Consider the following 20,486-nt stretch of genomic DNA (forward strand, 5'->3'; position numbering starts at 1 on the left):
AACAATGGAATTTGTATCACATGAAACAATCCGTATGAAAAATGCTACGGAGAAAAAACAGATGTCGCTGCAATACCGTGCGCCAAATGTGCCTGCCGGCGAGATGGCAATAAAGGATACCGGCTCCGGTACGCGCTCTGAAATCTTTACACGGGAAATGCTTACACGGGTAGTCGGCTTACCGTCAGGGGAAATGATGAGCATAGAGGATTTGCATAAGTTTGCAAAGCAAGCGGTGCTTGACGTATCGCTCGGTATGGCGGAGCATCCCGCCCTTTATTCCTTCATTTACGAAGAGATTAAAAATGCCGATTTTCCCCGCACAATCAAAGTGATGGAGCTTATCGGAATGCGCGCTGCATTCGGTGTTACCAACGATGGGGAAAGTGTGCCGATGGCTGATTTCAAATTCGGTAAGCTCGAAACGGTTGATTTTAAGACATTTGCAGCCGGTTATTCCATCTCACGCGGCTGGGTAAACTTCAATGAATTTTGGAAATTGCCGCAAGCGTCAAAAGCACTCGGTATTGCGCATAATGCCATTCTTGACCATCTGCACCTGTCGCCGATTATTACGCATTCGTATACCGGAGATGCCGTTACCAATAAGGTAACAACCGGCAGTACCGACCTTGAGAATGTGTGGCTTACACTGCGGAAAGGGCTTAAAGATGCCCTCAAGCGTACCAATGCAAGCGGCTATCGGATTCGTCCGACTATAGCCCTTTGTAACTCTGCAACGGCGATGGATGTAGAGGCGGCAATCAAAGGCTTATTGCAAAAAGGTACACAGCTGGGGCAGCTTGCGCAGATTCAGAGCGTTTTAAGTTATGACGGCTGGACGGGTGAAGTCGGCGGAATTAAATACGAGTTTAAAGCTCCGGCTGATAACGAAGTGTATTTAATCGTTCCGAAGCAGTCGTTTAAGGCACTTGTAAAAGAAGATTTAACACACCTTGAACAGCGGGGTAACATTCTCACTCTTTCTGAATTGGATGTTGTTGAAACCTTTACCCGTTGCGCGGTTGCCGGTGTTGCAGATGCCGTGCATAAGGTAAAGCTCGCATAAGGCTTTTAAAGAGAGAGATACACGGTTTGTTTCGTCTCTCTCTTTAATGACAGATCGAGGAGATGATATGGGAAGTGAAAACATTACCTTACGCATAATGAAAACCGCTAACGGCTGGTATGTTGAACATGAGGCGGGCGATGTAACGAACAGTTATGCCGTTGAAAGCGAAGCATGGGAAGAGCTCAATCCTGCGCTTGCGGGAACTTTTGAAACGCCGTTTAAAGCGCCGGAAGAAAACGAAAACAGCGCTGAAAAGCCGAAGGTGGGCGAATTAAAAGCAAAGATCAAAACGCTTGAAGCGGCGGAAAAAGAGTTACACGACTTGAAAGAAGCGGCAGGCGGTATTGATATTTTGCAGGCGATTGAAAGCGCAAAGAAAGCGCAATCGCAAACAAATCCGCAAACCTAGAAGGGAGATAGCAGCGCATGATCATCACCGAAGCATTGATACAAAGAATCCGCACCCTGCTTAACGAAGCAATACCGGACGGAGGCAGCGAAGCGGACATGCATTTTTCTACCATCGACTTAACAATCACATTACAAGCGGCAGAAAGTGAAAATCATGCGCTCTACCTTTTATGGACGCAAAAGGCAGGGATTATTCAAAAAGATGCAGGAGAGATAAAAAGTATTAGTGCAGGCGGAGAAAGTGTTGAAAAATACACTGCTGCCGATTATGTGGGACTCTGCCTTAAAACTGCGCAAGGGTATAAAGAGGCATGGGAGGCGGAGCGGAAAAACGCCGGTGCTTCATTTTTAATCTGCTGTAAAAAAGATGATGATGAGGCAGCGCTATGGTAAATGTTGTCAAACAATTACGGAAAGACACGGAAAGTATTATCGATGTGAACCCGTCTCTTCTTTCATTTATTCGCCGTGAAAGAGAGAAAAATGAATACGGCAATGTAAGGGAAGTAGAAAAGCGAACGGAAATACAGCGGGTTCGGATTGCAGAAATCTCACACAGCGAAACCGACCGACTTTTGCAAGAAGGATTGTTAAAAACGCATATCGTCAATATCACCGCATTCCACGATGCGGATATTCAGGCAGGCGACTTATTCGATTTTCAAGGCAGCCGGTATGAAGTCGTTTTTATCCGGAAGATCACCATTGGCGGGTATGCGCCGGAGAACGCCTACAAGATGTCAGGTAGAGCAAAAGAAATACGAGAGGCAACTCAATGAGAGGGATGGATGCGGTTTTTGAGCGGTTAGAAAGTATCACCAAAGAAATGCTGAAGGATTGCGAAACGGTTGCCTGCGAAACCGCTGCCAGTATGGAGCGGTATGCGAAAGGACACCGCGTATGGACTGATAGAACAGGCGATGCCCGCAAGGGATTACGCGGCATTGCATCCCGCTCTTCACAGGCAATATCGGCAGGGATTTATCAGGATATGTACGGTAAAACCGGTAAAGGATATGGCTACTACCTTGAAAACGGAGAGCGGAAATTAGCAGGCGGTGTAACGTTCGGAGAAAAGTACGGAATATTAAAGCCAACACGGAACGCCCATGCCGGTATGTTTTTCGATGGTATCGAAAAAGCATGTGGGCAAGCGCTCAAACGGCAATAAGGAAAGGAAACGATGCGAAGCGCCTTATATGCGGAACTGGTAAAACTTTATCCGGTATATTACATCGGTAATGTAGGAAAAACGGCGAAAAAGCCGTTTCTTATTCTGCAATTTGAACACGGCATTAAAACGCGGCTTGGAAGCTGGGATATGGTTACCGTGAGTGTCTATGCACCGGCAGGAGATTTTGAACTGCTTGATACCGCTTGTGAAAAAGTTATCACCGCATTGAACGGGAAGCATCTAAAACGAATCAGCAGCGACGGTGTTTTTTTGGTGCAATATGTTGATTGCTCAAGCGACATGATAGAGGATTCACTTGGCGCAATTTCAAAACAGCTCAATTTTAAAATCCCCGTTTTCGGCGGAGATTTTATGTAGATAAAATGGAGGTTAAAAGACTTATGGAAAAGAAAAACGAATACGGGTATTCAATCGGACAGATGCAGGCAGCGCGTCTGAATGCTGACAAAAGCTGGCCGTCTCCTAACGATTGGGAAGATACCAATCCTCAAACCGGTGAAGTGAGAAAGCACCGGGGAGGACTCGTTGGTAAAATAGGTCCGTTCAACATTGACGGCTGGACGGGGGACGATTTAAAGCTGACGGTTCTGTACGGTACCAAAACGGAAACCTTTACCTTTGCCTCGACTGCTGCGGATAAAAAAGTCGTTTCCGTTGCAGACATGGTAAAAGACTTCAACACTGCCTTTGCTTCGCTCAAGCCGAAAGGGATAAAGCTCAAGGCAGCTAAAACAGCTGTCGGAGCCGATTACGATGCGGAGTATCTTAAAATCACGACAGAAAATGCGGGAGACTTACCGTTTTTTGCCCCGATTGGATTTCAAGGAAAGCTCGCCGAATTACTCGGCATTGTCGGCTATGTTTCGACAAAAGAAGCGAAGAGCTTCAAAGACGATTTTGACAAGGAAAGCGGCAAAAGTGTTGATGCGACAAGCGGACACGGAATCCGCTGTACAATAAAAGAAGCGGATAAAATAAAGGGCGTCAATATTACCGCTTCTTTTGCAAGCCTGCCGAATAAGTTCTTTGCCCTCGTTACCGGCAATACGTATAACGAGGAAATGGGAGAACTGTATATCGACAATGCCGGAAACCCGCCGCCTGTTACCTTCCGCTACTTCGTAGAACAGTACGAAAAGGGGCAAAACACAAAAGGCAGTTATGCTCGCGTCAAAGTAGTCATCTTCCCTTCCTGCCAAACGACACCGACAGGAAGCGAAGCAAGCGAAAATGCTTTTGGAGCTGTCGAACTGCAAGGCAGCGGCGGAGAAAACAAGCGCAGTAATTTACCCTTGAAATTCATCAAAGAAATTTCGCTTGCCGACTACACGCAGTACGTACAAAGCTAAGAAGATTCTTCGCCCGTCTAAGAAATACCGGCGGGCGGAGCTTCATCGTCAATCAAGAGGAGATATCTATGTTTGAAAAACTACAATCTTTTTTCAAAGGGAAAAACAGACGACAGGCAATTAATGCGGAGATTGCAAAAATTGAAAACGAATCTCCAAAAAACGAAGCGGAACGGCTTGCAATGGCTACCTGCGAATGGGTAGAGCTTTTATGGAATGGGACTAAGCAAAAGTTTCTTATTCACAAAACGAATTTTCAAGAACTTTTAACCTGCGGGAGCTTCCCCAATATTTTATACAAATTTGTCAATGGCATTACCGAAGCGGTCGGGGCAAAAGAAGCAGTATCGGAAATTGACCTTAAAAAGATGAAAGAGGAAGAAGATGAATTCCTCGTTGAACTTGCAAAAAAAAGTATGGTAACTCCAACCTATCAGGAATGTTACGACGCTATTTTGAAAATACGCGGTATCAGTGAGAGTACCCTTAACGACGTTATCCCTAAAGATTTCTTAAATGATCTTTTTCTTTTCTACCTTACAGATTGGGAGCAAGCCGTAAAAAAAAATTTGGACGCGTTCAATTTGCCCGCTTCGGCAGGCTCGCAAAATACTACAGATGCAAGCCAAGTAGCTACATCAGAGGCTTAAACGATTTTGAAGCCTTTTTATTTGATGAAGCCTGCCTCGTTGCTGTTGAAGGAGAAAATCAGCAGCGGGAAGAAAAAGAGAAAGCGCAGAAAGTGAAAGAAAAAAGAGAAAAACAATTTCAAAAAGATATGGCGGAGACCTTTGCAGAGGATGATACATAAAACGGGTTAGGTAAATGGGACAGAGTTTAGGCGAACTATATGCGGAATTAGCATTAAAAACAGATAAACTTCAAAAAGGGATTAGTGAATCCAATCGATCGCTTGCAAAACTTGAGCAGGATATTGACAATGCAGTTGACAGCATCAATGCGAAGCTCGCTGCTATCGGTGCCGCTCTTTCTGCCAGTGTAACGCTCCCTTTAACCTTGCTCGGGAAAGCGGCACTCGATACCTTTACGAACTTTGAACAGTCCATGCAGAATACTTTTTCTGTCATGGGGGCAACAGCTTCTGAAATGGAAGCCTTGCGAAAGAAAGCGGAAGAAATGGGAGCGAGTACCCGCTTTAGTGCAAGTCAAGCCGCCGATGCCCTTTATAGTTTAGGTTCAGCAGGTCAATCAGCTACGCAAGCAATGAACAGCCTCGACGGTGTGTTACAGCTCGCAGGAGCTACTGGAAGCGATTTAGCCTTTACCTCAAGCACGATTGCTTCAACTCTTTCGCAGTTTAATCTACAAGCAGAAAAGTCAGGGCACATCGCCGACGTGTTTTCATTGGCTATCAGTAAAAGCCAAGCGAATATGACAAAGCTCTCGTACTCAATGAAGTATGTCGGGCCTGTCGCTGCCGGTTTGGGGGTAAGTCTTGAAACCTCAACCGCTGCGCTTATGCGGCTTTACAATACCGGTTTCGGTGGGGAGCAGGCAGGAACCATCTTGCGATCCGGTTTACAAAAGTTAGCCAGCGGTACGGATGATGTCAAAAAGAAACTCCAAGAATTAGGAGTAAGTTACGATGAAGTAAACCCGAAAACAAATAACCTTGCCGACATAATCGAGCGGCTGAAAAATGCAAATATCGATGTAGCAAAATCAAGCGAGTTATTCGGCGAAGCGGCGGCTGCCGGCATGCAAGCGCTGATCGAAGGCGGCGGGGATGCCATCCGAACAATGGACGGCTTATTGCAAGCATCCGACGGGGCAGCAAAAAAGATGCAGGATATTCAAAATGCTTCTTTTGCCAATACGAAGGCAGAGCTTTCAAGCGCCTTTGAAGCCATTCAAATTACCCTCACCTCAAATATTATCCCGGCGGTTGATACGTTTGCAAAAGGCATTACCCGCGTTTTGCAGTTTGTTAATGAATTGCCTGTCGGAGTTCAAACAGCAGGAACCGCTCTTGCCGGATTAGCCGCAGCAGCCGGCCCTTTACTCCTTGTTGCAATCGGCATTAAAAAGATAAAAAGTGAGATGGTGCAGCTGAACCTTGTCATGTCGGCTAACCCGATTATAGCATGGGGTGCTGCCGTTGCCGCCGCTGGTGCTATTGCCCTCGGCATTATTGCGCAAGTGAAAAAAGCGCATGAAGATTATATCCACGGTGCAAAACGAAGCGTAGAAGAAGTTAAAAAGCTGAAAGAGGATGCCTTAAAGCAAGGGAATGAAGGACGTAAGATACAGTCTCTTTTTGACGAATATAATACTCTGAAAGATAAGACTCAAAAAACGGCCGATGAGCAGGCGCGGTATAACAATCTTTTGAAGGAATTACAGGAGATCGTGCCCGGCGCGGTCGAGGGCTTAGATGAGCAAGGGCGAGCGGTTGCTATAAATGAAGAAAAAATAACTCAAGCGGTACGAAGTAGGTTAGAACGTGAAAAAGTGCTCAACGATATGGCGCTTACGCAAGCCCGAATACGAAAACAACAAGCAGAGATTGTCGCTAAAACGTATGAAGGTGAAGAAAAGAGCGCATTTGCCGCACTTAATAAAAAGCAAGATTATGTTGCAAAACTGGATCAGTTTTATACAAAAGTTATAGCATTTGACCGGAATTTAAAGGAAAACAATAAAAAAGAAGTAGAAAGATTACGAGCGGAAATACTCCGCGATGCACAAACAAATAATTTTAATACGGCTTTTGCCGTATTCCGGCATGGAGATGACGGGGCATTAGAGCACACAAAAAACTACTTATTAAAACAAAATGATTTATTAACAAAAGAACGGGAAGCATACAAAAAAATCGTCGATATTAAGAATGAGCAAGCCGCCGCAATTCAGGAACTGAATGATTTAACAGAAAAAGGGAAGCAGCTTAATCAAGCACTTGATAATTTAAATAATCCGACAGAAACGAAGCCCCAGCAAAAGAAGCACGATGAAGAGCTTGCCCGTCTCGCTAAAGAATGGGAAGCGGAAAAGAAAATCATTGATGAGAAAAATCGCTATGCGCAAAAGATGGGAGAAAGTTTTAGTATCCCCACAGAGCGGATAAAATTTTTACAAGCAAAATTAAAAGAACTTATTGCCATAAAACCGGAAGATATTGACAAGATTTTTACCCTCGACTCCAAAGGCTTACAAGAATATTTCGATGCGATAGCCCAAGAACAGGCAAAGCTGGAAAAAGGCAAGGGAACGAAAAAAGCAAGTAACAAGGAAAAAGATACTTCTTACCAAGCGCAAATAGCAGAATTGGACAAATTCTATCAAGAAAAACTCGCAAGAGCAAAGGAGTACGGACAATCCAGCCTCGCCGTTGAAAAGGAGTATCAAGAAAAGCGGCTTGCACTCATCGAACAATTCATTAAAGAAGAAGATAAGAAAAAAGGCGCGGGCAAAGGGATAACCGTCGAAACAAAACTTGCGACAAAAGATGAGAAAGGATCCGGCGTAACGCTCGGCGATGAGCTTACGAAAACAAAGCTGATGAATGATGCGTTTGGGCGGTATCAGATCAAACAAAAAGAATTACAAGAAGAACTCAAAAAAACGCAAGAGGAAATTCAAAAAACAAAAGCGCTTTTAGAAGGAGAAAAAGGCGCTGTTTCTTCAGAAGAAGCAACACAAGCAAAGCAGTATTTAAAAGACTTGCAGGAAGAAGCGAATAAGTTAGAAATAGCATTAGGGCAATCAAAGTATTCGTTAAGTCAAATCGACGAGAAACTGAAAAACCTTGACACTGTTGGTAAATCTGATTTTCATCTTAGCCTTATCAATATTGAAGCAGAGCGAAAAAAAGCGCATGAAGTGTTGGCCCAGGCACGGCAGAATGGGGAGATACACAGCGATGAAGAATTGACTCGTTACAAGACACTTGCGGATAAAAAAGCGGCTATTGCAAAAACATCGTTAGTAATAGGGATTGTAAATGGTGTTTTAGGGATTGCCGATACCCTAAGCAGTATTGTTGCAGGAGCAATTGAACAAGGTGGTATAGACGGCGTAAATGCATTAAAAAGCGCAGGAGGTATTGTCTCTCAAATTGGCAGCCTTATTCCGGGCATCGGTGGCATGGTAACAGGGCTAATCGGTTCTGCCATCGGTATGGCAAGTTCGGTTGTTGGAATTTTTCAAAAGAGAGCGCAAAAAATAACACAACAGGCTCGTGAAGACGCAAAAAAATTTAATGATGAAATAAAAAGACAGCAGGAAGAAAATATCCGCAATGCTGTTACACTTACCGGAGAAGTCGTAAAAAATATCGCAAAATTACAGGCAGGGAAAAAGCTCAATAGTAATATTATTTTTGATAGTCAGGCATTAGAAATAGAAAAAAAACGTATCGATGGGGTTTTAGAAAAGGTAAAAGATTTAAAAACAGAGGCGACATATACGTATCAGCAAAAGCGAACACGGAAAATTGATAAATGGTATGATCCTCTTGATTGGTTCCATGAAGAAGAAACCTATTATACGACAGAAACTGCGCAGCTTACGGTCGCCGAAGTAATGGAAAAATATAATGCTGCAATGCGGGCTGGCGATTATGAGATGGCAAAAAAGTGGAGAGATTTTGCACAAAGGGCAATCGAAAAAGGGTTAAAAGATGCCGGTGTTTCCAGCACAAATATTGATCCGCTTTCAAACTATATCGGCAATCTTGATTCAGCATTGGCAGGATATGTAAAAACCCGCAACATGAAAGATTTAAAAAAAGCTTTACAAGAACAGCTATATGAAGCACTCGTTAATAAAGCGGTCAAAAACACCATTTCGCAAAGAATAGCGCAAGTCTTTGATAAGGTTGGAACAGGAGAAATCACCTATGAAGAAGGGTTAAAAAAAATAGAGGATATCGGCAAAGAAGCGGGAAAAATCTTTGACGATATGAATAAACATTTCGGACTTTCTGCTGAAGCTGCAAAAAAAGAATGGGAAGCTGTCGGCTCAGCAATTGTTTCTTCTCTTACCAATGCTCTTGGAGATGCTGCTTATAATGCTGACTGGGCAAGTTTTAAAAAATCATTTGCTTCGGAAATGAAAAAGGCGATTATTCAAGCAGCTATTGAAAATGCTGGTATCAAACAAAAGGTCGATGCGATTATTCAAGATATTATGAAAGACGGCAAAATTACCGGAGACGAAGTAACCGGTACGATTGATAAGCTGAAAAATCTCTATGATAATTTAGAAGGGAATATGGCCGAACTTTCAAAAATTACAAAAGCATTGGAAGGGGGCGTAGAGCTTAAATCAAAAGCATCAGGCTCAATTATTCAGCAGCTTTCAGGCGCCGATAGGGACGTGTTACTTGAAGCGATCCGCGAAGGCTTTAAAACAATCAACCAAGTTATCGATCTAAAAGAAACGGCTATTCAGCATCTTACCGCTACCCAAATTATTATCAATTCAGTTACGTATACCTCCTATTATAGCACCATTAACATAACAGCAACCGAACAAACGGATTTACGAGCTGTTTTAACGGAGATTGTACAGCAGGCATTGGCAGGATAGAAAAACTATGAGAATATTTGACGAAAAAAAAGAGTTAGACATTCCAAAATGGATCACCGTAAGCGACAGCTCATTACATACCGTATTACAAACGGTGTCGGTAAACGACCGGCATGGCCTTGCAGCAGCAGGAACGACGATATATCAAGCGCGCACCTTTTCGTGTTCAGGAACGATTTTCGCAGCGGCGGCCGCGGAAGTAGAACAAGAACGCTCCCGCCTTGCTGAAGCTCTTACCGGTAAAACCCTTACCGTCTATCGGGATGATGATGATGAAATACACTACCGCTGCGTACTGATGGGAGACATCAGGACAAGCTACTATAGCGGTGTAGAGATTAGCAGGGCATTCGGTATCAGCTTTACACTCAAAGCGCTTGATCCGTTCGGCTATGGGAAAATCCACACCATCACCGCGCCATCCGGAGCGCAAAACTTTACCGTATCAGTGGATGGTAATTATCCAACCTTACCACGTGTTACAATACACAATATTCCGTATGTAGAAGGGGTATTATTGGAATGCGAGGGATCCATTCTTGAAGTCAACAAAAGGATTGCGCTTGGAGCAGGTGAATCGCTCTTATTTGAAAACGGCTGCTTGTACAAAAGCGGACACGATATTTCTATTCGGCTTACAAAAAGGGCGGTTATCAATCCGCTTATTTTGCAGGCAGGAAGCAATACGATGATAAGTCATATTCCGCAGGCGGCGATAACACTCAATTTTCAAGGGAGATATAGATAATGGTTTTATGGTATGATAAAGATGGCGCACTGATTGGGAAAGATTATGAATGCAGTTGGAGCTTCTCTCAAAAACGGAATAAAGAAGGAACAGGAAAGCTCGAGCTTTTAACCTATCCGCACGGTGCGAAGTATGTAGAGCTGTATAAGGGAGATGAAAAAATACAAACCGCCGTTATTGTTGACCATACACGGGACGGCGCAAAAGTAAATACCTCGATCCGTACACTGGAAACGCTTTTTAAAAACTATCGCCTGCCCGATAACTGGAACGGCTGGCATAAAAAGCCGCTCAGTTTTATTCTCGCCGATGCCGTCTATGGCTTTGACTATATCCGTAAATCGAACCTTACAGACTTTACCGATTATATTGAAAAGGTCAATATCGATCTCAACAAAATAAAAGACGGAGATATTCACCTTGCACTCCATAAGGTAGGAGAAAGCATTCAGTATCACGAAATGGGGTATATTACCTTTGCCTTTGATTGCGGAGAAGCAGTCAGCCAGCGGTATGTCAGGTGGATGGAAACAACCGGCGAAAAAGTCTATATCGGCATTCAATCAGTTTCTTCCGACACGCCTATTGTATCTGCTACCGATGTGGATTTTTCCAATGCACCCGTACTCACCATAAACCGCAGTATCGAACACGATAGCGAGATTTCAGGCGTTCCGATTGCAAGCGATAAGCGCTATGTCGCAGTCCGCTTTATCCTTAAATATATCAATGCGGACTGGATACAAGATTTTGCAACGCATAAAGTTTACAATGAAAACAATGTCCTTGTTGACCGCACCGTTCGCGGCTTTACGCCGGTTATCAGGGCATTTGAAATTATCACCCGTAAAAAAACAGCGTTTACCGTCCGCTCAAGCCCTGTCGATATGGGAGAACTGGTAGAAGGAGTCGAGTTTAAATCAGGCGGTACTATCTGGGATGCGCTGCAAAAAATACGGGAGCGATACCCGTTTGATACAATGTGCTCTTTTGAAGATGGCAAGCTCTTTTTTGATTTTGCCCGCTCACTGGTGAAAGATAAAAAAATGCAGGCGGCCTATATTCTCCGTGCAAATGATGCTTCCCATAATGAATTAAATAATACATCCATCAAAGCGCTCAAGCAGGATGTTTTAAAAGTGAATGTCTTACATTGTTACGGGGAAGGAGAAAAGCAGCAACAGCTCTATGTCCGCCTTCCAGAAACAGGAACCTATGACGGCGGGGCGGCGGTGGAAGAAGTTTTTACCGATACCTCCATAAAGACAAAAGACGAGTTACAAAAGAAGGGGCTCAAGCAACTTTTAGAAAAGCGCAAAGAAGCAGCCCCTGTCTTTGAGGTTGAGACGCTCATCCCGATAAGACTGTTTGATGCAGTCTCTCTCGTTCACCCTGAAACCAATGATATTTACGAAACGGTTGTAGAAGAAGAACATATCAGCTACAAAGGTTCGGCATTAACGCAAAAATTCGGGCTTGGCGGTTTTCTTTTTAATCCTATTGATGCGCTCATTAAAAAGGATAAGCAGCCGGCCATTCGTGAATACGCGCTCCAACCGTTTGGGCTTACCGCTTATGGAAAATCAAAATCAATTATTCTTGTATGGAAGGGTGAGGAGGCGAGCTATAGCATAAAATGGAAGAAAAAGACAGATACTGAATACAATATCCGGCATGTGCAAGGCTTTACCACGGAATTTGAAGCAGTTGAGCCGAATGCGCCGTATCTTTTCAGTATTGCTGGGGTAAACGGAAGGGCTGTCTCTGATTACACCGCAGAAATTGAAGCGCATACCGTGCCGGATAATACACTCTTTACGTGGATTAAGTTTGCCTATGATGCTTCAGGGAATGGCATCAGTGATCATCCTTCAGACAATCGGCACTGGATGGGTATTGCTCACAATAAACTAACCGCCGAAGAAAGCGATAATCCTGCTGAGTATACGTGGATCAACCTTGAAGGGAAACAGGGGATTGCCGGAGAACCCGGTAAAGACGGTAAGCCCCGTTTTACCTGGGTAAAATACGCCAATGATGCCAAAGGAACCGGCATGAGCGATAAGCCCGACGGCAAGGACTATATCGGTTTTGCCTTCAATAAAGAAACGGAACAAGAAAGCGATAATCCAGCCGATTATTATTGGCAGAAAGTAAAGGGGGAGCAAGGCATCCCCGGTATTCCCGGCAAAGACGGTTCTACAAAATTACTTCCATCGCTTGAAACCACCGGCGACTATGAAAATCAGATTGGCACCTTTCAAGGAAGATTATACCGCTGGACGGGCGGCAAATGGGAACTACTAAACGCCGTAATGCCGCTTAATCCGGTGGCGCATTATGATATGGCGGATGTGCAATCACAAGATAGCATTTTTTTTGAGTTATCAAAACCTATTATTGAAAAAAGAACGCCAGAAATAATAGGCGGAAGGGCATTACCGGTAAGACATAAAAAAGGAACCTATTACCGGATTCACAGTGATGTAAGCTATAGCGGGAATGCGATGCCAGTCGTTATTGTGTATCGTGCTGATTGGGAAGAAGGAACAATCATTCTATGGGCGCCTTTGATAGGTGTACAAGATTTTACCGTATTTGTACCACAGCATCCTTTAGGTTTTGGTATTGGCGTATGGATGCACGGATGGGGTGGGTATGAGGTACAACCGGATGATAGTGTTACAGTTCATAAATTTATGGTAACAGAAATAAAAGAAAAGATACTTATCGATAGTTCCGGCAATGGTAATCACTCTACAGCAGTTGGCGGTGTTGAAAAAGCTAAAGACGGTAAAATCGGAACCGCGCTTGATTTTAATAAAGGCTGTGTTACCCATCAGTTGCATACGACAATCTTTCAACACGGCTACCTAGAAAGTACCGGTAAATATGATGCAAAGATTCTTTGTAATTTATCTGCGTATAAGGGTAAAACAATTAAAATAACTGTTTCTGGTTACCGGAAAGGTGAAGGAGGCTTTCCAGAATTATATATATATAGTAGTGGCTGGGAATTTGGATGGAGTTCAGGAGGAAAGCTCGACGGCACGACTGAAAAGACAATGACAGATACTATCACACTTCCTACTGCATATAATACAATCTGGTGTACTTTGTATCATATTCCCGGCAATAAAATGAATAATACCATCGTGATGACGCACTGTACCATCGAACTCGTGGAAAATAAAAGCATAAGTTGTATCGGCGTTGGAAAACAATGGACACATTCGCGCTGGATAAAAATGAATGGGGATGCTCAAGATAAAACGGTAAACCCAAGATTATGGTATTATGGGATGATTGATTATTGCTATACGGATATTGCTGCAAATAAAGAAATAATGAACAATATCAATATAGTAACTTATAAAACAAATTCAGAAGCAATTGGAATATCCATCTTAAAAGAGAAAATTGCTGACGATAAATGGCATAATCTCATAGTTTGTAATGACGTTCAGTCAACGTATGCACGAAAGATTGTTTATTTGGATGGAAAACTGATTAAGGACACCACCGTCAACGGTGATTTTACCGGACTTGTGAATAATGTAAATTATGATATGAGTGCCGGTAATGATTATGTTAAAGGCTCCCTTGCCACTCTTCTTTTCTTTGACCGGCTTTTAACCGAGCAGGAAGCCCTCTACCTCTGCTTAAACCCGCAGTATCCGGTAAAGAATTACACGCTTACCGATTGGGCGATTGACCCGGCCAATCCTGATAGCAATATTAAAAACCTTACTCCCAAATATCTCGGCGTTACCGAAACGGTACCGACTACCCGAACGGTGGTTATTACCAAAGGCGAAAGGCTGGGGGCACAGGATGCCAATCCCGGCGACTGGGTATTGATGGCTAAAACAGTCGGCGGCTGGAAAGTCGGGGTGTGTTACCGCTGGACGGGGAGTATGTGGATTAACCTTGAGCCGGAATATAACTACACCGAACAGTATCAAGCAGCGCTGTATCATATTTGCGAGATAGAAGAGCTGATGAAGAATACCGGGCATTTCGGGGCGTTGTTTGCAAAGGTACTTGTAGCACAAAAGGCATTGATTGACGAACTCGTAGCGGAAGAAGCGTTTATCACAAAACTTTCAGGCGATATAGCTTTTTTAAAAGAGCTTACAACACAAAAAGTCTTTGTAGAAAATCTTATTGCCAATAATAGTTTTATTAAAAAGCTAGCAACTCAAGATGCATTTTTAGAAAATCTTGTCGCTAAAAAATTTAAAATAGATAGTGACGAACAAAATCCTAACGATTTTGAGGTTGCAATTAATAATGAGATAGGTATTTCAGCAAAAAACAATGGACACGAAATCTTTAGAATAAAGAAATCTGGAGAGGCGTTTCTTAATGATGCAGAACTAAAAAACGTTACCGTGACAGGAAAGATCACCCCAAACAAAGGCTTGTTAAACACATGGTATTGGGGTAAAATGGTAAACACTAATCAATACGAGTGGTTCAATGTTTTTAAAGATAGAATAGATATAGGTGAGCGGTTAAATATCTTTGGCGGGGGATGTTTTTATAATGATATGAAAGGAGGCTGGCAGCATGCTATAGTCGTTTTTATTGAGCGATTGAGTGAGGATAAATTTGAATTAAACGGTTATCCTATAAATAATCAATGGGGATATTTGACACGGGCGACCTTTCAGAAGAATTCTAATAAAGCGTTTGCCTCATCGTTCTATATAGGATGGTAACAGAGGATTTGTGAAAAAGAAAATATTATTATTCATATTTATTTATATAGTTACATCTTGTCAGCAGCCGTTTTTTATTTCAAATGAAATCGGTTCTAAGGTCGTTTTATATGCTTATAAATATGCCAATGCAAATACTAAATATGTATGGGGAAGAAGAGAGCCTTTGCACACAGGGGTGATAAGCATTGATTGTTCTGGATTTGTTGTGCAGTGTTACCGATACGCAGTTGCAGATAGTGTAAAGTATGATTTGTTATTTTGCGATGCAAATGTTCGAGATCTATTTAAGTATTATTCGGTATTCACTGACACGCTTTCAGAAGGTGATATAATTTTTATGGGCGAAGAAGATAATAATGATATACCTACTCACATAGGCATTTATATTAAAACCATCGACAATAATATTTATTTTATTGATGCTACACAAAAAAAAGATGAACATGGTAATATTACAATAAATGGTGTTTCTGAAAGGTTTTATAGTAAATATGATAAACGATTTAAACGTTTTGCAAAAATGAAATTAAAAAAGAAATAGCCTAGAGCAAGCAAAAAACCTACTGGTTATTTAATTAGAAATAATTATATTATCAGCTGATATGTTAATACGTATTTCATGTGTTGTTGTAGGTTTTGATGATTCTGTACTTTTCAAAAAATACAAACCGGCAATTCCTTGAATAGAGTATGTAAAGCTATCTTTGGTTAGATTTTCAACAGGTTGTAAAACAATATCATCAGATTTAATTTTTCTGAAAAAGTAACATTCAGAACTCCCTTTGGGAATAGAAACTTTATCAGTTATTTTTTTTGTATCCTTATCTGCAAGAATGTTTTTGCCATTGTCAAGCAGTATTATGTCTATAGGCAGCAAGTTATGTATATTATATTTTGTAGGCTCCAAATTAGTAATAACGTATTTTGACTCTGATATTTTCTTCAGTACATTATAATTCTTGCTTGTTAGCCGTACGTTATCTCCATCGTAGAAAAAAGCAACAGTTCTTTTTTCTGTCGGTCGTAAAGTAAAAGTATCGCCATTGGTATTGGGAGCTTTTTTATGCTGGAACAATAAGAAGTCTGCCGGATAATCACTATTATTCTCAATAACACAATCAAATGTCGGCGGAGGGCAAGCCGTACAGATCAGCAAAAAAGAAAGCAGGGTAAAATATAAAAACAGCTTTTTCATGGTTATCTTCCTTTAGTATCGAGATATATACACATACTTATTTGTTGAAGAGGCTTTAATTTTAATCGATATTTCTTCTTTGGTAAAAAATTTTTTACCATCGGCATTTAGCTGTATTTGATAAAAAAAAGACTTTCCATCCTCTGTTTTACATTCCCTGCACTTTTCTTCTTTTCCCGATGCAGATTCCGCTGATGATATAGTAAACTCTTCTCCTAATAAAATAATATCATCGGTATCAAGTTTGTTAAAACATTTTATAGCTTTTTCACCTTTTGATAGCGCAATTTGTTTAACAATAGATCCGTTCTCCGACAATAAAAATTTACGATCAGCTTCGCTAATATCACCATTTTTGTATATTCCATCAAGTATTTTTAAATTATTACATACATCGTTTTTAATGATATAATCATAATTAGGGGCTTTATCTGTTATAACAGCTTTATTGCTGTTTTCTGTACAGCTAATGATATTTTTAGGGCTAACAGTCCAAAAAAGGACATATTGTTTCCAAGGAATAGTTTCAGATACTCCGTTGGCAATGGAGTACTCTTCGATTTTATAGTCTTGTCCGATTTTAAATGTTACCGTATGGCTAGAGTCATTCTGAACGGTGAATACGCCGCTCTCTTTTTTCCCACACCCCGCCAGCGCCAAGACCAGCAGCAATAAAACAGCAATCTTTTTCATAGGGAACTCCTTTCAGTACGATTAGTATACTATAAGCGGTCTGAAAAGACAATACGAGATGATCGGCGGCTTTTATTTTGGGGATAGATGAAAGCCTCTAAGCGAAAAACTCCTAAAAGCAGTGATGAATGAGCAAAAAGTTAGCTTTGCTTTTTTTCTTTTAACAAAGCTATAACATTGATTGGAGGAAAAGAAATAGGCCTTAAACCAGCTCTAACCGTTGTAGTTGTTACTAACTCACGAATATAGGGAAGCATTAATGCAGGTGCATTGATTTCTGCAAATTGTTTAAGATTCATATTTTCTTTTCCCTCAATCGATGAAAATATCCCCATCATAGAACATTCTAATGAAAACTTTTTTTCGTTATCGCTAACTTTACAAACTAATTCATAAGACAGCTGTTTTTGATCATCAGACATGGAGATGTTCGAGGCAAAATCAATATTTATGTCAGAACCTATATTCTTAGGGTTACGTCGAAATTTCATTTCTTTAAGAAAAATAGTATCGAAACTAATTCCGGGCTGTTTTGTTTTATCCATAATTAAGCGACCCTCAAGCCTTTATTATCAAAATAATGATAACGATATAATATATTACTATCTTGATCATTGGTAAAATTGTCCCAATATATAAATTCATTATTATGATTAAATATGCTTATGGTAAAAGATACAGTTGATAAAATCGGATCTGTATCATCAGTAAAAAAATTTAATGCCTTAGATAATATAACCTGATCGATAATTTCTTTTGTATTCATAGAATCAAGAACTTTATCTAATTTATCTAATAATTCTAAGGTATTCTGTTTATTCATGTTAAATCACTCCTTAGCTGCCTATCGGAAATAGCTTTATAATTCTTTACAAGAATTATACCTTCAGTTTTCATAGTCATCGGCGTTCCTTTCAAAAATGCATGTTCTGGTCTATTTTTATTCTCTGCTGTTCCATAAACACAATCAAAAACGCTTAAATCTTTTTCAAAAAAATGAAACAACGCATCTAGCTTTATTCCTAGTTGTATATAATCGTGTTTTACTTGCATCTTTTTTGATAACTCATTGCGTATTTTGCTATACAATCTTTCCAATTTATTTAAAACATCTACATCAGTTACATCCAATACATTTTTTGAATGTACTTTAGCAGAAACAATAAGAGAATCCCCTCCCTCTTTTTTCTTTGTATTCTTCCACCAGATTGCTTGCTTATAATTCATCCAAAAATACATACCACGTCCCAGAAAATCTGTATCTGAAGAAACTATAAGATACTCTTTATCATCTATAAAACGCTCACATTCATTTTTATAGTTTGCATGAAAACCAACGGTGTTTAATTCTTCCATAATTAACTACTGTATCGTTCGTAGCCCCCTTATATCTTTGCCTTACACATAAAAACACCACCACATATATAACGTATTTCATAACTTTTCGGCACATATACCGAAAAATAGCTGTCTTTAGCTTTTTCACTACAATCAACCACTATTAGCATACAATAGCTGCTTTCTCGCTATATAATAAAGATGTGAAATAGTTAGCTTTCTAACCTAACTTACGTGCTAAATAGTTACAATATTTCTATTAACTCATTGGTATTGAGTAAACTCTTCCTATCCAAAAGAGAAGAGTATGCGCAGAAAATATATAAAAATCGGTTGTTGCTTCTCTACTGATAATAATAAAATGCTTATTTCTTATTGTCAATACTTATTTTTAGTTTTTTCACTATGATTTATTAAGAAATCTCTCTATATAATCCCATTTATATGATCTGAACCTAAAGCTATGACTACCATTACAAAACACTCGTTCTATGCGATCTTTAAAGAATCCCTCCCCTGTTGCCGAAAATGGCCATAAGCAGAAATCTTATCAGTTGAGGAGGCATCTTTTTATGAAACGCATAGGACAACCATGGTGTATCTTTCCGCGAAATAAAGCCAATGGGATTCTCTATTTCCAATTAAAAGATAAAGAAACCGGCGAATATATGACCGCAAAAAGTACCGGCACGAAGGATAGAAATGAAGCGATCCGTTTTGCCAGTCGGTGCTGGGCAGAATATGACCGTACCGGTACAGTGCGGTATAGTGCCTACAATAACATTGCAGCAACGGATGAAGGGGCTTATGTTATCGACGCGGACATAAAGGCGTATACTCAAACTGCCATTGATACGATTGTGCAAGGCGTACAGGGTGCTGTTTGTCATAACAATTCCGTACAGCCATACTCTGTATCAGCCGCAGAGTGCGAAGATGCTCCTAATGAGATTAAACCGATTTTAGACCAGCTATCAACGCTCACCTTTTATGAGTATATCCTACTTTACTGGAACTATGATGAAAGCCCGTTTATTAAGGGCAAGATACGAACAGGCGCAACACCGCCGAATCCTGAGCGGTTTTACCATCATACAACTTGTATTAAAAAATATGAAAAGTATTTTCCTTCTTGCTTGCTTACCGAAATAACCGGCACGAAAATTGATACAATGCTCGGTACAATTAAAGGGACAGGTAAGCTGAAAGAAAGCACCATGCACAAATACTACTCTATCTGTATTCAAGCCCTTCGTTTTGCGTATCGCAATAACCTCATTGCGCGCGATATTTCACAGCAGATAACGAAAGAATCAAAGGCTACGCGAAAAAAAGCTAAAAAAGAAGCAGAAAAAGCTACTTTTACAAAAGAGGAAATCCGGCAACTTTTCAATGGTGAGTGTAATCCGTTCGGCTCCCAAATAAATTGGCTTATCAATGAAGTGCTGTTTAAAACCGGTTGCCGCATTGGAGAAGTACAAGCCCTTCAGATGCAAGATTTTATCAAAAATGCAGACGGATACGCACTCAAGGTTGACAAGAACTATTGCAGAACTGGCAAACGGCTTAAATGTACGAAAACAGAACGAAGCGATATTGTTCCTCTTCCCGCCGACCTTGCAGAAAAATTACTCACACACCTTGAAAGCAATCCGTTTCAAGATGATTCTAAGGCGTTTATATTTAGCTCCCCACGCGATGCGCATAAGCCGTTCTGCTATGAAAGTTTTAACGATGATTTTAATAGAACAATGAGACGATTAGGAATGAAGCGAACGAATTTGACAATACACAGCTATAGGCATACGTTTGCTACCTTTTTACGGCTTGCCGGCTTTTCAGAAGAAGAGCTCAAGTTTTTAACACGACACGACTGCATAGCAGAGGTACGGCACTATGCCGATCACTACACGCCTGAAATGGAGCAACTCAAATACAGGGCAGTCGGTGCGCTCGATAAAATCATAGCGTAAGCGACTACGAGACAGCGATCTTAAAACCATATTTTTCGCATTTTGAACGGCACTTTATACGCCTAACAGGAAAGCTGTATACAAATGACCCGCAAAAACATGCTAAAAATCCTAAAAATCAAAAAAAATCATCGAAAACAAACAAAAAAAATAAGAACGTGCTTGACAAGAATACGTTCATAGCTTACTATAAAAATAGTTAGAGCTACACAGTTTTTTTGACAGATAAAGT

18 protein-coding genes are annotated in these 20,486 nt (G+C 40.9%); 13 read left to right on the plus strand and 5 right to left on the minus strand.

The features are described from left to right. The first annotated feature begins 4 nt into the window (after nucleotides 1–4). From E4N66_RS12590 to E4N66_RS12645, 12 genes are all read left to right on the plus strand, one after another. Entirely contained in the window at nucleotides 5–1,069 is a 1,065-nt protein-coding gene (locus E4N66_RS12590; RefSeq protein WP_253728323.1) for a hypothetical protein, read from the plus strand. Between the two features lie 67 nt (nucleotides 1,070–1,136). After that, nucleotides 1,137–1,481 carry a hypothetical protein gene (locus E4N66_RS12595; protein ID WP_253728325.1) on the plus strand — a complete coding sequence of 115 codons (345 nt, stop codon included), beginning with the start codon at nucleotides 1,137–1,139 and terminating at the stop codon, nucleotides 1,479–1,481. Nucleotides 1,482–1,498: 17 nt separating this feature from the next. After that, nucleotides 1,499–1,876 (plus strand): hypothetical protein, encoded by a 378-nt coding sequence (locus E4N66_RS12600; protein ID WP_253728327.1) that lies wholly within the window; start codon nucleotides 1,499–1,501, stop codon nucleotides 1,874–1,876. Beyond that, nucleotides 1,870–2,262 (plus strand): head-tail adaptor protein, encoded by a 393-nt coding sequence (locus tag E4N66_RS12605; RefSeq protein WP_253728328.1) that lies wholly within the window; start codon nucleotides 1,870–1,872, stop codon nucleotides 2,260–2,262. The genes E4N66_RS12600 and E4N66_RS12605 overlap by 7 nt, the downstream gene beginning before the upstream one ends. Continuing rightward, on the plus strand, nucleotides 2,259–2,654 hold the full coding sequence (locus E4N66_RS12610) for a hypothetical protein (protein WP_253728330.1): 396 nt from the start codon (nucleotides 2,259–2,261) through the stop codon (nucleotides 2,652–2,654). The genes E4N66_RS12605 and E4N66_RS12610 overlap by 4 nt, the downstream gene beginning before the upstream one ends. Nucleotides 2,655–2,666: 12 nt before the next feature. Beyond that, nucleotides 2,667–3,035, plus strand: a complete 369-nt coding sequence (locus E4N66_RS12615) for a hypothetical protein (protein ID WP_253728332.1) — start codon at nucleotides 2,667–2,669, stop codon at nucleotides 3,033–3,035. 23 nt (nucleotides 3,036–3,058) lie between these two features. Continuing rightward, nucleotides 3,059–4,027, plus strand: coding sequence for a hypothetical protein (locus E4N66_RS12620; RefSeq protein WP_253728334.1), 969 nt, complete (start codon nucleotides 3,059–3,061; stop codon nucleotides 4,025–4,027). Nucleotides 4,028–4,095: 68 nt separating this feature from the next. Then, nucleotides 4,096–4,677 carry a hypothetical protein gene (locus tag E4N66_RS12625; protein WP_253728336.1) on the plus strand — a complete coding sequence of 194 codons (582 nt, stop codon included), beginning with the start codon at nucleotides 4,096–4,098 and terminating at the stop codon, nucleotides 4,675–4,677. A gap of 175 nt (nucleotides 4,678–4,852) precedes the next feature. After that, a complete protein-coding gene (locus E4N66_RS12630) occupies nucleotides 4,853–9,580 on the plus strand; it encodes a phage tail tape measure protein (RefSeq protein WP_253728338.1) in 4,728 nt (1,575 codons plus the stop codon). A 7-nt stretch (nucleotides 9,581–9,587) separates the two neighbouring features. Beyond that, entirely contained in the window at nucleotides 9,588–10,328 is a 741-nt protein-coding gene (locus E4N66_RS12635; protein ID WP_253728339.1) for a phage tail family protein, read from the plus strand. Beyond that, nucleotides 10,328–15,052, plus strand: a complete 4,725-nt coding sequence (locus tag E4N66_RS12640) for a LamG domain-containing protein (RefSeq protein WP_253728340.1) — start codon at nucleotides 10,328–10,330, stop codon at nucleotides 15,050–15,052. Before E4N66_RS12635 ends, E4N66_RS12640 begins: the two co-directional genes overlap by 1 nt. Before the next feature lie 10 nt (nucleotides 15,053–15,062). Continuing rightward, a complete protein-coding gene (locus tag E4N66_RS12645; RefSeq protein ID WP_253728342.1) occupies nucleotides 15,063–15,596 on the plus strand; it encodes an NlpC/P60 family protein in 534 nt (177 codons plus the stop codon). Between the two features lie 30 nt (nucleotides 15,597–15,626). Here the strand turns inward: E4N66_RS12645 and E4N66_RS12650 are convergent, their stop codons facing one another. The 5 genes from E4N66_RS12650 to E4N66_RS12670 all read right to left on the minus strand — a co-directional run bounded on the left by E4N66_RS12650 (nucleotide 15,627) and on the right by E4N66_RS12670 (nucleotide 18,299). Beyond that, complete coding sequence (locus E4N66_RS12650) at nucleotides 15,627–16,250, minus strand: hypothetical protein (protein ID WP_253728343.1); 624 nt, start codon at nucleotides 16,248–16,250, stop codon at nucleotides 15,627–15,629. 12 nt (nucleotides 16,251–16,262) lie between these two features. Next, entirely contained in the window at nucleotides 16,263–16,943 is a 681-nt protein-coding gene (locus E4N66_RS12655) for a hypothetical protein (RefSeq protein ID WP_253728344.1), read from the minus strand. A 140-nt stretch (nucleotides 16,944–17,083) separates the two neighbouring features. After that, nucleotides 17,084–17,488: a protein-export chaperone SecB gene (locus tag E4N66_RS12660; protein WP_253728346.1), complete on the minus strand. Its 405-nt coding sequence runs from the start codon at nucleotides 17,486–17,488 to the stop codon at nucleotides 17,084–17,086. A 2-nt stretch (nucleotides 17,489–17,490) separates the two neighbouring features. After that, complete coding sequence (locus E4N66_RS12665) at nucleotides 17,491–17,766, minus strand: hypothetical protein (RefSeq protein ID WP_253728348.1); 276 nt, start codon at nucleotides 17,764–17,766, stop codon at nucleotides 17,491–17,493. Beyond that, nucleotides 17,763–18,299 carry a hypothetical protein gene (locus E4N66_RS12670; protein ID WP_253728350.1) on the minus strand — a complete coding sequence of 179 codons (537 nt, stop codon included), beginning with the start codon at nucleotides 18,297–18,299 and terminating at the stop codon, nucleotides 17,763–17,765. The genes E4N66_RS12665 and E4N66_RS12670 overlap by 4 nt, the downstream gene beginning before the upstream one ends. Before the next feature lie 554 nt (nucleotides 18,300–18,853). On the opposite strand from E4N66_RS12670, the gene E4N66_RS12675 reads away from it, so the two are divergent. Beyond that, on the plus strand, nucleotides 18,854–20,254 hold the full coding sequence (locus E4N66_RS12675) for a tyrosine-type recombinase/integrase (protein ID WP_253728352.1): 1,401 nt from the start codon (nucleotides 18,854–18,856) through the stop codon (nucleotides 20,252–20,254). Nucleotides 20,255–20,486 lie beyond the last annotated feature (232 nt).

It is taken from the genome of Treponema sp. OMZ 857 (genome assembly GCF_024181085.1).
Taxonomy (GTDB): Bacteria; Spirochaetota; Spirochaetia; order Treponematales; family Treponemataceae; genus Treponema.

Excerpts from the sequence above, each read along its gene's own strand:
- E4N66_RS12640 (WP_253728340.1), top strand. The coding sequence starts at position 10,328 with ATGGTTTTATGGTATGATAAAGATGGCGCACTGATTGGGAAAGATTAT.
- E4N66_RS12675 (WP_253728352.1), top strand. The coding sequence starts at position 18,854 with ATGAAACGCATAGGACAACCATGGTGTATCTTTCCGCGAAATAAAGCC.
- E4N66_RS12655 (WP_253728344.1), bottom strand. The coding sequence starts at position 16,943 with ATGAAAAAGATTGCTGTTTTATTGCTGCTGGTCTTGGCGCTGGCGGGG.
- E4N66_RS12670 (WP_253728350.1), bottom strand. The coding sequence starts at position 18,299 with ATGGAAGAATTAAACACCGTTGGTTTTCATGCAAACTATAAAAATGAA.
- E4N66_RS12660 (WP_253728346.1), bottom strand. The coding sequence starts at position 17,488 with ATGGATAAAACAAAACAGCCCGGAATTAGTTTCGATACTATTTTTCTT.
- E4N66_RS12665 (WP_253728348.1), bottom strand. The coding sequence starts at position 17,766 with ATGAATAAACAGAATACCTTAGAATTATTAGATAAATTAGATAAAGTT.
- E4N66_RS12650 (WP_253728343.1), bottom strand. The coding sequence starts at position 16,250 with ATGAAAAAGCTGTTTTTATATTTTACCCTGCTTTCTTTTTTGCTGATC.
- E4N66_RS12615 (WP_253728332.1), top strand. The coding sequence starts at position 2,667 with ATGCGAAGCGCCTTATATGCGGAACTGGTAAAACTTTATCCGGTATAT.
- E4N66_RS12590 (WP_253728323.1), top strand. The coding sequence starts at position 5 with ATGGAATTTGTATCACATGAAACAATCCGTATGAAAAATGCTACGGAG.
- E4N66_RS12595 (WP_253728325.1), top strand. The coding sequence starts at position 1,137 with ATGGGAAGTGAAAACATTACCTTACGCATAATGAAAACCGCTAACGGC.
- E4N66_RS12625 (WP_253728336.1), top strand. The coding sequence starts at position 4,096 with ATGTTTGAAAAACTACAATCTTTTTTCAAAGGGAAAAACAGACGACAG.
- E4N66_RS12620 (WP_253728334.1), top strand. The coding sequence starts at position 3,059 with ATGGAAAAGAAAAACGAATACGGGTATTCAATCGGACAGATGCAGGCA.
- E4N66_RS12635 (WP_253728339.1), top strand. The coding sequence starts at position 9,588 with ATGAGAATATTTGACGAAAAAAAAGAGTTAGACATTCCAAAATGGATC.
- E4N66_RS12630 (WP_253728338.1), top strand. The coding sequence starts at position 4,853 with ATGGGACAGAGTTTAGGCGAACTATATGCGGAATTAGCATTAAAAACA.
- E4N66_RS12600 (WP_253728327.1), top strand. The coding sequence starts at position 1,499 with ATGATCATCACCGAAGCATTGATACAAAGAATCCGCACCCTGCTTAAC.
- E4N66_RS12610 (WP_253728330.1), top strand. The coding sequence starts at position 2,259 with ATGAGAGGGATGGATGCGGTTTTTGAGCGGTTAGAAAGTATCACCAAA.
- E4N66_RS12605 (WP_253728328.1), top strand. The coding sequence starts at position 1,870 with ATGGTAAATGTTGTCAAACAATTACGGAAAGACACGGAAAGTATTATC.